Source organism: Bradyrhizobium sp. CCBAU 25360, from assembly GCF_028128695.1.
Lineage (GTDB): Bacteria > Pseudomonadota > Alphaproteobacteria > Rhizobiales > Xanthobacteraceae > Bradyrhizobium > Bradyrhizobium ottawaense.
Window position 1 is genome coordinate 112,051 of record NZ_LBJA01000037.1, and the last position, 13,106, is coordinate 125,156.

The 13,106-nt window shown below is 65.6% G+C and carries 14 protein-coding genes; 8 read left to right on the plus strand and 6 right to left on the minus strand.

Annotated features, from left to right (window positions below):
* Positions 1–45: 45 nt before the first annotated feature.
* Complete coding sequence (locus XH81_RS14735) at positions 46–501, minus strand: iron-sulfur cluster assembly scaffold protein (protein ID WP_028141104.1); 456 nt, start codon at positions 499–501, stop codon at positions 46–48.
* Positions 502–737: 236 nt separating this feature from the next.
* On the opposite strand from XH81_RS14735, the gene folE reads away from it, so the two are divergent.
* The 4 genes from folE to XH81_RS14755 all read left to right on the plus strand — a co-directional run bounded on the left by folE (position 738) and on the right by XH81_RS14755 (position 4,573).
* Complete coding sequence (gene folE / locus XH81_RS14740; protein WP_028141103.1) at positions 738–1,430, plus strand: GTP cyclohydrolase I FolE; 693 nt, start codon at positions 738–740, stop codon at positions 1,428–1,430.
* Between the two features lie 27 nt (positions 1,431–1,457).
* Positions 1,458–1,880: a phosphoribosyl-AMP cyclohydrolase gene (hisI, locus tag XH81_RS14745; RefSeq protein ID WP_028141102.1), complete on the plus strand. Its 423-nt coding sequence runs from the start codon at positions 1,458–1,460 to the stop codon at positions 1,878–1,880.
* A gap of 170 nt (positions 1,881–2,050) precedes the next feature.
* Positions 2,051–3,112: a transglycosylase gene (locus XH81_RS14750; RefSeq protein ID WP_028141101.1), complete on the plus strand. Its 1,062-nt coding sequence runs from the start codon at positions 2,051–2,053 to the stop codon at positions 3,110–3,112.
* A 285-nt stretch (positions 3,113–3,397) separates the two neighbouring features.
* The gene (locus XH81_RS14755; RefSeq protein WP_028141100.1) at positions 3,398–4,573 is read left to right on the plus strand and encodes a DUF2336 domain-containing protein; all 1,176 of its coding nucleotides are present in this window, start codon (positions 3,398–3,400) and stop codon (positions 4,571–4,573) included.
* A gap of 153 nt (positions 4,574–4,726) precedes the next feature.
* Here the strand turns inward: XH81_RS14755 and XH81_RS14760 are convergent, their stop codons facing one another.
* The 3 genes from XH81_RS14760 to XH81_RS14770 form a co-directional block, all read right to left on the minus strand.
* Complete coding sequence (locus XH81_RS14760; RefSeq protein WP_028141099.1) at positions 4,727–5,305, minus strand: Hpt domain-containing protein; 579 nt, start codon at positions 5,303–5,305, stop codon at positions 4,727–4,729.
* A gap of 28 nt (positions 5,306–5,333) precedes the next feature.
* Positions 5,334–5,879, minus strand: a complete 546-nt coding sequence (locus XH81_RS14765) for a response regulator (protein ID WP_008549760.1) — start codon at positions 5,877–5,879, stop codon at positions 5,334–5,336.
* A gap of 100 nt (positions 5,880–5,979) precedes the next feature.
* Complete coding sequence (locus tag XH81_RS14770; protein WP_028141098.1) at positions 5,980–6,759, minus strand: NAD kinase; 780 nt, start codon at positions 6,757–6,759, stop codon at positions 5,980–5,982.
* 248 nt (positions 6,760–7,007) lie between these two features.
* Here XH81_RS14770 and XH81_RS14775 point away from each other — a divergent pair, with 248 nt between their 5' ends.
* Complete coding sequence (locus tag XH81_RS14775; protein ID WP_028141097.1) at positions 7,008–8,576, plus strand: S10 family peptidase; 1,569 nt, start codon at positions 7,008–7,010, stop codon at positions 8,574–8,576.
* A gap of 51 nt (positions 8,577–8,627) precedes the next feature.
* Here the strand turns inward: XH81_RS14775 and XH81_RS14780 are convergent, their stop codons facing one another.
* Positions 8,628–10,010, minus strand: coding sequence for a serine hydrolase domain-containing protein (locus tag XH81_RS14780; protein ID WP_028141096.1), 1,383 nt, complete (start codon positions 10,008–10,010; stop codon positions 8,628–8,630).
* 106 nt (positions 10,011–10,116) lie between these two features.
* Positions 10,117–10,659: a tetratricopeptide repeat protein gene (locus tag XH81_RS14785; RefSeq protein WP_028141095.1), complete on the minus strand. Its 543-nt coding sequence runs from the start codon at positions 10,657–10,659 to the stop codon at positions 10,117–10,119.
* A gap of 252 nt (positions 10,660–10,911) precedes the next feature.
* Between XH81_RS14785 and XH81_RS14790 the strand changes: the two genes are divergently transcribed.
* The 3 genes from XH81_RS14790 to XH81_RS14800 all read left to right on the plus strand — a co-directional run bounded on the left by XH81_RS14790 (position 10,912) and on the right by XH81_RS14800 (position 12,946).
* Positions 10,912–11,304 (plus strand): His-rich protein BRANT, encoded by a 393-nt coding sequence (locus tag XH81_RS14790; RefSeq protein WP_028141094.1) that lies wholly within the window; start codon positions 10,912–10,914, stop codon positions 11,302–11,304.
* Positions 11,305–11,515: 211 nt separating this feature from the next.
* Positions 11,516–11,950, plus strand: a complete 435-nt coding sequence (locus tag XH81_RS14795) for a hypothetical protein (protein WP_038974968.1) — start codon at positions 11,516–11,518, stop codon at positions 11,948–11,950.
* A 288-nt stretch (positions 11,951–12,238) separates the two neighbouring features.
* The gene (locus XH81_RS14800; protein ID WP_028141092.1) at positions 12,239–12,946 is read left to right on the plus strand and encodes an outer membrane protein; all 708 of its coding nucleotides are present in this window, start codon (positions 12,239–12,241) and stop codon (positions 12,944–12,946) included.
* Positions 12,947–13,106 lie beyond the last annotated feature (160 nt).

The window sequence follows — 13,106 nt, forward strand, 5'->3', positions numbered from 1 at the left end:
TTCCGGGTTCGTCGCTTTGCGACGCCCCGTGTCGTTCCGGGGAGTTCAGCCCTGCGCCGCAGCCGGCTGCTTGGCCTTGGCTTCGATCTGGCCAATGGCGTCGACCACCGCATCGAAGGTCAGGAGCGTCGAGGCGTGCCGCGCCTTGTAGTCGCGGACCGGCTCGAGGAACTTGATCTCCTCCCATTTGCCTTCAGGAGGCGCACCGTTCTCCTTCAGCATCTTGCGAACAGTTTCGCGTAACTCACGGAGTTCGCTCGCAGTCGAGCCGACGATGCGACTTGCCATGATGGATGAGGAGGCTTGTCCGAGCGCGCAGGCCTTCACGTCATGGGCGAAGTCGGTGACCCTGTCGCCCTCCATCTTGAGATCGATCTTCACGGTCGAGCCGCACAGTTTGGAGTGGGCGGTGGCGGAGGCATCGGGGTCCGGCAGCCGTCCGAGGCGCGGAATATTCCCGGCCAACTCGATGATCCGCTTGTTGTAGATGTCGTTCAGCATGTGATGGAGTCCAGCACTTCCGCATCGGATCGGCCTTGGCGGGCGCCGTCCACGGTCCTATATAGGGTCGGAACTGGCGGAAAAACAGTCCAGCGGCGGTGGCGATAGGCCATGCGGCCGACGGGAGAGATGAGGACCATTTCGCCGGGTTCAACTTGTTCTCTTCAGGCGTCCGGCGGCATGCCGCCCCGTCTGCCGGTGACACTCCGGCCGCAAGGCCGTCGAACGGAGTAGACATGGACGCGACCATCAAATCCATCCGCCCCAACATGCCCTCCGACCGGCAGCCCGAGAGCCGACCGGCCGAGCTTGATCCCGCCGAATTCCTCGCGGCCGCCGTCCGCGCCGATCAGCCGCGCCCGGCGCGCGCCGAGGCCGAACAGGCGGTGAAGACGCTGCTCGCCTATATCGGCGAGAATACCGAGCGCGAGGGCCTGCTCGACACGCCGCGCCGCGTGGTCGAGGCTTTCGACGAGCTCTATCAGGGCTATCACCAATGCCCGGCCGAGGTGCTCGACCGCACCTTTGGCGAGACCGCGGGCTATGACGATTTCGTCCTGGTGCGCGACATCGAGTTCACCTCGCAATGCGAGCATCACATGATGCCGTTCTACGGCAGGGCGCACATCGCCTATACGCCGGTGGAACGCGTCGTCGGCCTGTCCAAGCTCGCCCGCCTCACCGACATCTTCGCCCGCAGGCTCCAGACCCAGGAGCATCTGACGGCGCAGATCGCGGCTGCGATCGACGAGGTCCTCAAGCCGCGCGGCGTCGCGGTGCTGATCGAGGCCGAGCATACCTGCATGTCGGTGCGCGGCGTCGCCAAGCATGGCGCCTCCACCTTCACCAGCCGCTTCACCGGCATGTTCCGCGACAACCCTGCGGAGCAGGCCCGTTTCCTGTCCCTGGTGCGAGGCCTGCAGCGCTGACCTCGCAAGTTAACGGCGAGGGTCGCTATGTCCGCTCACTCCCATGAGATCGAGGAAGGGTTGTCCTTCCTCCCGCGCTTCGACGCGAGCGGCCTCGTGACTTGCGTCGCGACCGACGTCGCCACCGGTGATGTGCTCATGGTCGCGCACATGAACGAGGAGGCGCTGCGCAAGACGATCGCGACCGGCGAGGCCTGGTACTTCAGCCGCTCACGCAATGCCTTGTGGCGAAAAGGTGAGACCTCGGGTCAGACCCAGCGCGTGATCGAGATGCGGACCGATTGCGACCAGGACGCGGTCTGGATCCGTGTCGAGCAGATCGGCGCGGCCTGCCACACCGGGCGGCGATCCTGCTTCTATCGCAAGGTCGAGGCCGAAGGTGGCGGGGCGAAGCTGGTCTTCGCCGATGCGGAGCGGCTGTTCGACCCGAACGCGGTCTACAAGAAGTAGCTCGCTGTCATTCCGGGGCGCACCGCAGGTGCGAGCCCGGAATCCCTTCAGCTACGCGCAATGCCTTATGGATTCCGGGCTCGCGCTACGCGCGCCCCGGCACGACAGCGAGGGCCAATTTAACCCCGCATTAACCATACCTGTCCCACGGTGAGACGACAGGCGCCGAATTGCCGGCGCTGCTCAACGCCGCGCGGGGCGGGCACTTCATCATGTCGGTCGACAATTCCAGTGCCACGCAGACGGCGGTTCTCGATCCGTCGCGGGCGCGCGTCGCCGGTGCGATCAAGCAGGCCTCGAATGTCTCCGGCGTCAGCTTCCAGTACATGCTGACCACCGCCAAGATGGAATCGGATTTCGATCCGACGGCGGGTGCAACGACGTCATCCGCGCACGGGCTCTACCAGTTCATCGACCAGACCTGGCTCGGCACGGTGAAGGAGGCGGGCCCCCAGCTCGGCTATGGCAATTATGCCAACGCGATCTCCAGGACCACGTCGGGCGGCTACGCCGTCGACGATCCCGCGATGAAGCGGTCGATCATGAAGCTGCGCGACGATCCCGAGGCCGCCTCCAGCATGGCGGCGGCGCTGACGCAGTCGAACAGTTTCAAGTTGACGGGCCTGCTCGGGCGCAGGCCGAGCGACAGCGAACTCTACATGGCACATTTCATGGGCGTCGGCGGGGCCGCGAAACTGATTGCCAATGCCGAGGACAATCCGCAAGCGGTCGGCGCGCGGCTGTTTCCCAATGCGGCATCCGCCAACCGTTCGATTTTTTATGCCAGGGACGGCCGCGCCCGCAGCGTCTCCGAAGTCTATTCGGTGCTGGACTCGCGCTATGCCAGCGCGGCCAATTCGAAAACGACCCGCAGCGCGATGGCGATGTATGGCGGCACGCCGTCGACCACGGAGGTTGCGAGCGCGAGCGGCGTGCAGCCGACCGCACCTGTCATCGACAACGCCGCCTATCTCCAGACCTTCCCGAACACACGCGCGGTGACGCCCGTCAGTGCGACATCGCCGACGACGGTCGCGGACAATGCCCCGACCACGCCGGTGTTTCGTTCGATCTATCAGCCCGGCGATGCCACGCAGCCGGTTTCGACCACGGTGCAGAAGCTGTGGGGCAACAACGCCTCGCTCACGTCAGTCGCATCCGCGACGCCGGATGTGCGGCCGCCGCAGCCGCTCGATCTGTTCAGCGATCGCAGCGGCACGTTCTCGAGCTAATCGAGGTCTCGTGTCCCGGACGCGCCGCAGCGTGAAACGCTGCTGCGCAGAGCCGGGACCCATGCCGCAGCAAATCATCCTGTCGGACATGGACTCCGGCTCAGCTCGCATCACTTCGTGCTGCGCTGCGTCCGGGGCACGCAAGCCGAGCGCCTTTGTTCCCTTAACAAAACGTCAATAAAACCAGCCAGTTATGGTGAACGCTTTGTTAAGCGTCGTGGTTTATTTTGTGTTGCAGGTGACGAGCCGTCACCAATTTCGTTTGTTGTGTAAGCCGGAAGCAGCATGATTGTTCGGCAGTTCATCAATTGGATCAGGACGGCGCCCGCCGGCGAGCGGGCCGAGGCCACACGGGCGTTGGCCCGGGCCTGGCTGATCTCAGACCTTTCGACAGACGACCGCATCGCCGCCGAAGGCGCGCTTCTGATGCAGCTCGACGATCCCTCGCCGCTGGTGCGGCAGGCGATGGCCGAGGCCTTTGCGCGCAGCACGGATGCGCCGGCCTCGATCGTGCGGGCGCTGTCGGCGGACCAGCCGACCGTCGCGCTGCCCGTGCTCGAACATTCCCCGCTGCTGATCGACGCCGATCTCGTCGACCTCGTCGCGACCGGCAATCACGAGGTGCAATGCGCGGTCGCACGCCGCATCGCGCTGCCGGTCTCGGTCTGCGCCGCCATCGCCGAAGTCGGCTGCGCGGCGGCCGCGCTGGAGCTGATCGAAAATCCCAACGCCGAGCTTGCGCCGTTCTCCTGGGATCGCATCGTCGAGCGCCACGGCCATCTCGCCGCGATCCGCGAGGCGATGCTGGTGCTGGACGATCTGCCGTCCGCAACCCGCGCCGCGCTGGTCGCGAAACTCTCCGAGACGCTGGCGCAGTTCGTCGTGGCGCGGAACTGGCTCAGCGCCGACCGCGCCGAACGCATCGCGCTCGAGGCGCGCGACCGCTCCACCATGAATATCGCATCGCGCTCGCGCGGCGAGGATATGCAGGGCCTGGTGCGACACCTGCGCATCACCGGCCAGCTCACGGCGGGTCTCATCTTGCGCGCGCTGTTGTCGAGCAATCTCGACCTCTTCGACGCGGCGCTGGCCGAGCTTGCCGACCTGCCGCTGGCGCGCGTCACCGCGCTGCTGCACGACCGCGGCGGCAACAGCCTGCACGCGCTGCTGCGCCGCGCCGGGCTACCCGAGGCGACGTTCGCGGCGTTCCAGGTCGCGCTCGATGCCTGCCACGAGCAGGGCTTCGTCGACAGCGACGACGGCGCGGTGCGGTTGCGCCGGCGCATGGTCGAGCGCGTGCTCACCCATTGCGAGACCGACCGCGGCGTCACCGAGCCGCTGATGGTCCTGCTGCGCCGCTTCGCCACCGAATCCGCGCGGGAGGAGGCAAGGCTGTTCTGCGACGAGCTGGTCGCGGACGATGCGATCGATCCTGTGTATGGCGATCTGATCGCGGCGTAGCGAGCTGCCGTAGGGTGGGTTAGCCCTGCGGCTGCGCGAAGCGCAGCTCGCAGGCGTAACCCACCTCTTTGCTTTCCACGCAAACAGAGAAGTGGTGGGTTACGCTACGCTAACCCACCCTACGATTCTGATCGTGGTGATAGAGCCGAACCCTTACTCCGTCGGCGCGATGCTCGGCGCCAGGATCACTTCGAGATGCTCGGGGCGGTCGCGGTTGACGTGGGCGAGATAGTCGTCGGCGACCTTGCGCAGGCGGCGGCTGAGCTCGGCGGAGACGCTGATGCTGTCGAGCCTGGTGTTCTCGTGCACGATGGCGAGGATGGCGTTGATGTGGTGCGTGAACAGTTCGGCCGGCACCTTTTCCAGATCAGGCGCGTGCTCGATGACGCGGCACAGGCTCTCGGCGATTCCGGCCGCGGCCGGATAGCCGAAGGTCGCGGCGTCGCCCTTGATGTCGTGCGCGGCGCGGAACAGCTCGTCGCGCCGCTCCTTGGTGAAGCCGTCATTGCGGATGGCGACATAGGCGGCCGACAGACGATTGACCTCGGTCGTCATCCAATCCTTGAACTCGCCGGACAGGCCCGCCAGCGCCTGCTCGGCGCGGCCGATCGGATCGTCCATGTCCTTGTCTTCGACCCGGCGCAGAACTTTCCGCAGCGGGTTGGGCTGCGTGATGAGTTGATGCGTGGCGAAGGCCGTGACCTCGATGTCCTTTGCGCTGTTCTTCGCCATGATGCCTGCCTCGTCTGAAGACGTTGCGCTAGATGGATGAGCGGGCCTTGTCGAGCAGCGAGGGCTGCTGCAGCACCTCGTGCTTTTCGCCGACGCGGCGCTCGGGGCCCATATAGGCGGAGTTGGTGTTGCGGCGCCGGTCCGGCCCGAAATAGGTCTTGGTCTTGATGAAGGGGCGGGGATTGGCGACCACGTTGAGGATGCGCTGATAGAGCCCCTTGGCCGAGATCGGCTTGGCCAGGAATTCGGTGACGCCGGCATCGCGCGCCACGGTGACGCGGCGCTTCTCGGAATGGCCGGTCAGCATGATGATCGGCGCGTAGGGGTTGCCCTTGGATTCCGGCTGCCGGATCATCTGCGCGAGCTCGAGCCCGTCGAAGATCGGCATGGCCCAGTCGGTGATGACGATGTCAGGCACGTAGTGGCTGTACATTTCCAGCGCGGTGGCGCCGTCCTCGGCCTCATAGACCTCGCGCGCGCCGAACGAATGCAGCAGCGTGCGCAGGATGCGGCGCATGTGCGGATTGTCGTCACAGACGAGGAAGCGCAGCTTGTTGAAGTCGATACGGAACATGACGCCCGGGCCAAAGCGGTCAACCTTCGTTAACCATATCATGGCGAGGGTTAACGAAGGGTTGCGACCGGGCTCCCGCAGCGCGCGGGGGGGCGGGGGCTCAGTAGCCGAACTGCTCGCGCAAAATGCGTTCTTCCAGGCTGTGGCCGGGGTCGAACAGCATGCGCATCGAGATGCTCTTGTCGGACAGGACCTCGACGCGCCGGACCCTGCGGACCTCTTCATGGTCGGCGACGGCCGCGACCGGACGCTTGTCGTCCTCCAGCACCTCGATCACGACATAGGCGGTGTTGGGCAGCAGCGCCCCGCGCCAGCGGCGCGGGCGGAAGGCGCTGATCGGGGTCAGTGCCAGAAGGGCGGCGTTGATCGGCAGGATCGGTCCCTGCGCCGACAGATTGTAGGCCGTCGAGCCGGCCGGCGTCGCCACGATGATGCCGTCGGCGATCAGCTCGGGCATGCGCTCGCGCTCGTCGATCAGGATCCGCAGGCGCGCCGCCTGCGAGGTCTGCCGGAACAGGTAGACCTCGTTGATGGCGTGGTGCAGGTGGACGCGGTCGTTGGCGTCGGTTGCGCGCATCAGGAGCGGATTGATCTCGGATTCATGCGCCGTCTCGAGCCGCGCCCGCAGATCGTGCGTCGCGTATTCGTTCATCAGGAAGCCGACGGTGCCGCGATGCATGCCGTAGATCGGCTTTCCCGTGCGCATGTTCTGGTGCAGCGTCTGCAGCATCAGCCCGTCGCCCCCCAGCGCAACCACGACGTCGGCCTCCCTGGGGTCGCAATTGCCATAGTCCCTGGTGAGCTGGCTGAAGGCGGCCTGCGCCTCGCTGCTCGGGCTGGCGACGAAGGCGATGCGGTCGTATCGCTGGGGCTTGGTCATGGCTTGTCGGGCAGGCCGCTTGCTGGAGGAAGTTCCGCCGGGCTCGTCTATACGACCTGGGGCTCCATTGTCGAGGATGACCGCCTCTCAAGGCAAACGGGCGATTGTCGATCCAGAGAACAAAACGGGTTGATTTGAGCCAGCCCGCGCGCCTTACTTGCCCATCGGACCGGTGATCCCGCAAAGCGTCGCAATTCCGCGCTAGTTCGAAGCGCGCCGGCTGTGACAACCGGGCAGGGAGAACGATCATGTTCACGATCTTGCCGACTCTGCGACGAACCGGGCTCGTGCTGGCCGTGTCCGCGGCCGCGCTCGCGAGTGTCGCGCGCGCGGATGATCCGCCGCAGCCGCGCTCCGAGGCGGCATCGCCAGCGGCACAGAAGGGTGGGCGCGCCGCCAATCCGCAAAGCGCGACGCAGGCCTCGCCGTCCGCGGCCGAGCCGCATCGTCTCCCCCCGGATTCCACCACGAAGCAGACGCTGGATCTGCCCGGCCGCACCCTCAATTTCGCCGCGACCGCCGGCTCCATCCGGGTGTTCGACGGCAAGGGCGAGCCGCTGGCCGACATCGCCTATACGTCCTACCAGCTCGACGGCGCCGACCGTGCCACGCGCCCGGTCACGTTCCTGTTCAATGGCGGGCCCGGCGCGTCCTCGGCGTGGCTCCAGTTCGGCGCGGCCGGTCCATGGCGGCTGCCGCTCGACGGCGAAGGGCTGTCGCCGTCAGCCTCGCCCGAGGTGAAGCCGAACGCGGAGACCTGGCTCGATTTCACCGATCTCGTCTTCATCGATCCCGTCAGCACGGGCTACAGCCGCTTCATTGCGAGCGGCGAGGACGCACGAAAATCGTTCTACTCCGTCGACGGCGACGTCAACGCGATCGCGCTGGTGATCCGCCGCTGGCTCGAGAAGCACGACCGGCTGACCTCGCCGAAATACGTCGCGGGCGAGAGCTATGGCGGCATTCGCGGGCCGAAGGTGGTGCGCCAGTTGCAGCTCCAGCACGGCGTCGGCGTCAAGGGCCTGATCCTGGTGTCGCCGCTCTTGGATTTCCGCGAGTTCACCGGCACCAGCCTCCTGCAATATGTCGCGACCTTGCCGAGCTATGTGGCGGTGGCGCGCGAGGCCAAAGGGCCGGTCAAGCGCGCCGATCTCGCAGACGTCGAGGCCTACGCGCGCGGCGAATTCCTGGCCGACCTCGTCAAGGGCGAGGCGGACAAGGAGGCCACCAATCGTCTTGCCGACAAGGTCGCCGCGCTCACCGGCATCGACCAGGCGGTGAGCCGCCGGCTCGCCGGCCGTTTCGACGTCGGTGAATTCCGCCGCGAATTCGACCGCAAGAACGGCAAGGTGACGGGACGTTACGATGCCTCGGTGCGCGGCTTCGATCCCTATCCGGATTCGAGCAGCTCGCGGTTCGGCGACCCCTCGGGCGACGCGCTCCAGGCGCCGCTGACGAGCGCCGCGGTCGACGTGCTCACGCGCAAGCTCAACTGGCGGCCCGACGGCTCCTATGAAGTCCTGAACGGCACCGTGGAAGGTCACTGGGATTTCGGCCGTGGCATCAACCCGCCGCAATCGGTGTCCGAGCTGCGCCAGATCCTCGCCACTGATGCCAAGCTTAACGTGCTGGTCGCGCACGGCCTGTTCGACCTTGCCACGCCCTATTTCGGAACGAAGCGGGTGCTCGATCAGATGCCGGCCTTCGCAAGGCAGCGCGTGAAGTTCGTCGTCTACCCCGGCGGCCACATGTTCTATTCGCAAGGAGGCTCGCGGCAGGCGTTTCGCAGCGAGGTCGAGGCGCTGATCAGGGAGTAGAGCATGATCCGGAAAAGTGTATAGCGGTTTTCCGATAGGATCATGCTCCGATTAAAGAGGCCGCCGTTTGCGCGGCTTATATCGACGGGCGATCTCCTTCGCCACGACGCGCGCAGGCTTGACGTTGGCGCCGGCGATCCAGACCTCGCTGATCCTGCCGCGCTTGTCGCGGATACGGCGCACCGGCTCGCCATGGCTGGAATAGCCCGCAGCCCAGGCGAGCTTGCCGGTGTCGCGGCCGGTGACCTCGATCTCGGCGGCATCCATGAACGGATTGTTGAACTGCGGATTGGCGACGAGCACGCGATTGCCCATCGGCACGAGGTCGCTCGCACCCCAGATCGTCCACCAGCGGCCGGTCCAGTCGCGCAGGCGTCGGTCGGCCCTGCCGCGCGTCTTGAACACGCGCAAGATCTGCATCGCGCCGTCCATCCAGAACGGCGCCCCGCCGTCGATGGAGTTGCTGAGGATGCTGATCGTGAGCTCGCAAGCGGGAATGGCGCAGGTGCGGGAGATGTAGCCCTGAAAGCCGCCGCCATGGCCGAACCAGTCCCAGCCGTCGGTCTTGCCGGCATTGACGCCGAGCCCGTAATAGCCCTCGAAGCCCTGCGGGATACGCCAATGGTGTCGCGTCATCTCGCGGCGGCTTGCGACCGAGAGCACGCTCTTCTTCGCATTGGGCGCAAGCTGCGCGAAGAAGCGTGCGGTGTCGCCGGCCGTCGCAACGAAGCCTGCAGCGGACGCCATCGCGTGCGCGGGATTGTCGCCGGGGATCACGCATCGTTCGCCGAACGGCAGCTTTCGCGTATGGCCGCGCGCGAACGATGCGCCTTTGGGAAGGGGCGCGTCCGGCTCGCTCTCGCGCAGGCCCGCGGGCTCGATGATCTCGCGCTTGATCCAGGCGGAGTAGGGCTGCTTGGTCACCGCTTCGATGACGAGACCGAGCAGGCCAAAGCCGTGATTGGAATATTTGAAGCGGGTGCCGGGCTCGATCGCGGTCGGCAGCTTCAATTCCGCGCGCAACTCTTTCGCGTCGAGATAGGAACGGCGGTCGATGAACTGGCCGGAATCGGCGCCGTCGCGCGTCAGTCCGGCGCTGTGCGATAGCACCTGCGCGATCGTGGTCTCGGCGACGCGCGGATTGAGGCCACCGACATATTGGCCGACCGGATCGTCGAGCCGGAGCTTGCGCTGTTCGCGCAGCTTCATGATGCCGGCCGAGGTGAAGCTCTTGGAGTGGGAGGCGATGCGGAAGCGGTGGCGCGGGGTGAGCTTCTCGCCGGTGTCGAGATTGGCGAGGCCAAACGCATGCTCGGCGACGATCTCGCCGCGATGGGCGAATGCGACGATGACGCCTGGCTGCTGGATGGTCGTCAGTTGGAATTCGATCCAGGAGCCGATGTAGTCGATCGCGGATCGCAGCCACGGGTCCATTGCACACCAATTTGCTGGGAAAATCGATGCGAGAGGCTAGCCGAGAAAGCCGAACGGGCACAACCGAAAGGTTGTGCCCGTTCGCGAGGTCGAAGATGCGATTGTCTCAGTAGACGAGCGTCGCGCCGGTCGGCTTGTCGAGCGCCGTGGCAAGCGAGCGATACTCGGAGCTGTCGGTGCCGGCGAGCGAGGCGATCTTGTTCAGATGATACTGCGCCTGTTCGCGGTTGCCCTGCTCAAGCTGCCAGAGGCCGTAATACTGCCAGGTGCGGACGTGGTTCGGATCGTCCTTCAGCGCCAGCTCGTAATAGACCTTCGACGACTGGTAGTCGCCGAGCTTGCGATAGGAGTAGCCGATCAGATTGGCGACGTCGGCGACGTCGTCGCGCTTGAGCGACTTCAGCTGATCGATCGCGCCGGTGTAGTCGTGGTTGTCGTAGATCGCCGTGTAGGCGGTGCGATAGGCGGCGAGGAATTTGGGATCGCTGACGGAAGAGCTCTTCTTCTTGCCCTTCTTGGACGAGGAGTCCGACTTCGGCGGCGGCGAGGGCTCGTCACTGCCGGCGGCATAGGCGCTGGACAGCACCGGCGCGGCCGCCAGCGACATGGCGACCAATCCCGGCACGACAAGCATTGAGAGTTTGCGCATCTAAATTCTCCCGTATGGAACGTGGCGATCCTACACGATTGCCCGAAGACCGGAACACCCGTCTGGCGAAAACATTCCCGCTTCGCACGATCTATTCGCCCGGGCGCAGATGACAAACTTTTGTCATCGAGATGAACGGAAGCCTGCAGGGGGCTTCAGACAGGGTTCAGCGCGCTGCCCCTAGGCTCCCACCCACGATCGAAGGGGAGGCGAGAGGGCGCCGCCTCAAGATCCTTCCAAGAGGAGACCACCATGTTGAAGACCATTTCCGCAGCCTTGCTCGCCGCTTCCGTGATCGCAGCCCCGGCCTTCGCTGCCGAGGCCGGCAAGACCAACACGGCCCCGGTGATCAAGGCGGACCAGAGCCAGACCAAGGCCTCGACCACCGCCGCAAAACCGGACACCGGCATCAAGGCCGATGCCAAGACCGACGCGAAGGCCGGCGACGTGAAGCCCGCCGACGTCAAGGCGGACGCCAAGGTGGATACCAAGTCGAAGGCGCTGAATGCCAACGCAGCGGTCACGCCCGACGAGCACAAGACCGTGCGGACGCATCGCCATCACCACAAGCATCTGTCGGCGAAGAAGTCGCTGAAGGCGCAGCCGGACCTCACCAAGCCGGCAACCACCGAGAAGCGCAGCTAACGACTGATCCTGCGCGGCGGCATCCCAAGCATTGCCCCGCCGCCGCGTCAGGACTTCAGACCCGGCCCGTCGTCTCGGCGCCTTGCGCGAAAGCGCGAGACGCCGGCGGCGGGACGGTGCGTGCGTCGCAAAGCCCCGGGGACGCGAATTCCCTTTGCACGACCTTGCGGCTAGAACGTCCCCTTAGTCTGTTCGAGCGGGAGCGGGATCTGTGGGGCGATTGGCGAAACGTGCGGCGAGCTTGGCATCGGTCCTGCTATTGGCGTTGGCGCTCGCGGCGTGTTTCGGCAGCGACGGTGATCGTCCGACCATCATCGGGGGGACCCAGGCCGGAGGGCCGCAGCCGTTTCCCGACAATTTCCGCGGCGACATCCTGGCGCTGATGCGCACCTATCTGAACAACCCGGTCGGCGTGCGCGAGGCCAGCATGGCCGAGCCGGTCCAGCGCGAGGTCGGCGGCCGGCAGTTCTATGTGAGCTGTCTGCATTTCACCCCGCGCGAGACCGATGGCAGCTACAAGGCCATGCGGGAACGCGCTGTGATCTTCGTCAACGGACGGGCGGACCGCGTCGTCGACCGCACGAGCGAGCTCTGCGCCGGCGCGGTTTACGTACCCTTTCCGGAACTGGAAAAGATGACGCGGTAGCGCAAAGCCCGCCTTCATCGCCGGGTGTTAGAACGATGACTGCCGGAGCCGCCGGATCACATTTCGGCGAGCTTTGAACGGGGTGGTTCGACCTCGCGACAAATTGTTACGGTAGGCCCTGCGCAGACGACAAAAAATAGTCGGTGCAGGACGACGTGACGGAACAAAATCGCGTTGTTGCCCCACCGTCACAGTCACGAACGATCAACGTTCCGGCATCGCCGCGAAGCAACCCAATTCACGCCACGTTGTTTCCTGAGTGTCGCAAATGAAAGAACGGGGATGATCATGAAATCGATTTTGCTGGGTGCAGCTGCTCTGCTTGCGCTGGCCGCGCCGGCCGCCGCCGCGGACATGCAGCCGCGCACCTACGCCAAGGCCCCGGCCTACACGCCGCCGCAGCTGATTTATAACTGGACCGGTTTCTACATCGGCGGCCATGTCGGCGGCGCGTTCGCCGGCGACAGCAGCTTCCAGTCCAGCGACGCCCGCTTCCTCGGCGGCGTGCAGGGCGGCTTCGACTACCAGTTCGCGCCCAATTGGGTGGTGGGTATCGAGGCCCAGTATTCCTGGCTGCCGACCAACAACAACGGCGTCACGTTCCCGCTGGGCACGCAGGTGACCTCCAACACCGACCAGCTCGGGTCGGTGACCGGCCGCATCGGCTACACCTGGGGTCCGGCGCTGCTCTATGCCAAGGGCGGTTACGCCTGGCGCAATGGCGGCCTGGGCGTCAATGTCGCAGGCGTGCCGCAGGGCTTCACCACCACCGGCAACAGCAAGGACGGCTACACCGTCGGCGCCGGCCTCGAATACATGTTCGCGCCCAGCTGGTCGGCCAAGGCCGAGTACCAGTACTACAATTTCGGCAGCACCACCTTCACCTCCGGTCCGGCAGACATCGTCGGCGTTCGCGGCCGGGAGGACGAGCATACCGTCAAGGTCGGTGTGAACTACCGCTTCGGCTGGGGCGGTCCGGCAGCCTCGCGCTACTGACCCTCTACCGCGACCACGCTCTGACAAAGGCCGGCTTCCCGCCGGCCTTTCGTTTGTCAGCCTCTTGCCTGTCGGCCCCATGTTTGCTTTGCGTGAACCATCTGGCGCGTCATTTGCAGGAAAACATTCCGGCGGGCGCTTTCTCACGCGCGTCATGGGA

Coding starts and splice junctions, on each gene's coding strand:
- XH81_RS14735 (WP_028141104.1), bottom strand. CDS start 501: ATGCTGAACGACATCTACAACAAGCGGATCATCGAGTTGGCCGGGAAT.
- folE (WP_028141103.1), top strand. CDS start 738: ATGGACGCGACCATCAAATCCATCCGCCCCAACATGCCCTCCGACCGG.
- hisI (WP_028141102.1), top strand. CDS start 1,458: ATGTCCGCTCACTCCCATGAGATCGAGGAAGGGTTGTCCTTCCTCCCG.
- XH81_RS14755 (WP_028141100.1), top strand. CDS start 3,398: ATGATTGTTCGGCAGTTCATCAATTGGATCAGGACGGCGCCCGCCGGC.
- XH81_RS14760 (WP_028141099.1), bottom strand. CDS start 5,305: ATGGCGAAGAACAGCGCAAAGGACATCGAGGTCACGGCCTTCGCCACG.
- XH81_RS14765 (WP_008549760.1), bottom strand. CDS start 5,879: ATGTTCCGTATCGACTTCAACAAGCTGCGCTTCCTCGTCTGTGACGAC.
- XH81_RS14770 (WP_028141098.1), bottom strand. CDS start 6,759: ATGACCAAGCCCCAGCGATACGACCGCATCGCCTTCGTCGCCAGCCCG.
- XH81_RS14775 (WP_028141097.1), top strand. CDS start 7,008: ATGTTCACGATCTTGCCGACTCTGCGACGAACCGGGCTCGTGCTGGCC.
- XH81_RS14780 (WP_028141096.1), bottom strand. CDS start 10,010: ATGGACCCGTGGCTGCGATCCGCGATCGACTACATCGGCTCCTGGATC.
- XH81_RS14785 (WP_028141095.1), bottom strand. CDS start 10,659: ATGCGCAAACTCTCAATGCTTGTCGTGCCGGGATTGGTCGCCATGTCG.
- XH81_RS14790 (WP_028141094.1), top strand. CDS start 10,912: ATGTTGAAGACCATTTCCGCAGCCTTGCTCGCCGCTTCCGTGATCGCA.
- XH81_RS14800 (WP_028141092.1), top strand. CDS start 12,239: ATGAAATCGATTTTGCTGGGTGCAGCTGCTCTGCTTGCGCTGGCCGCG.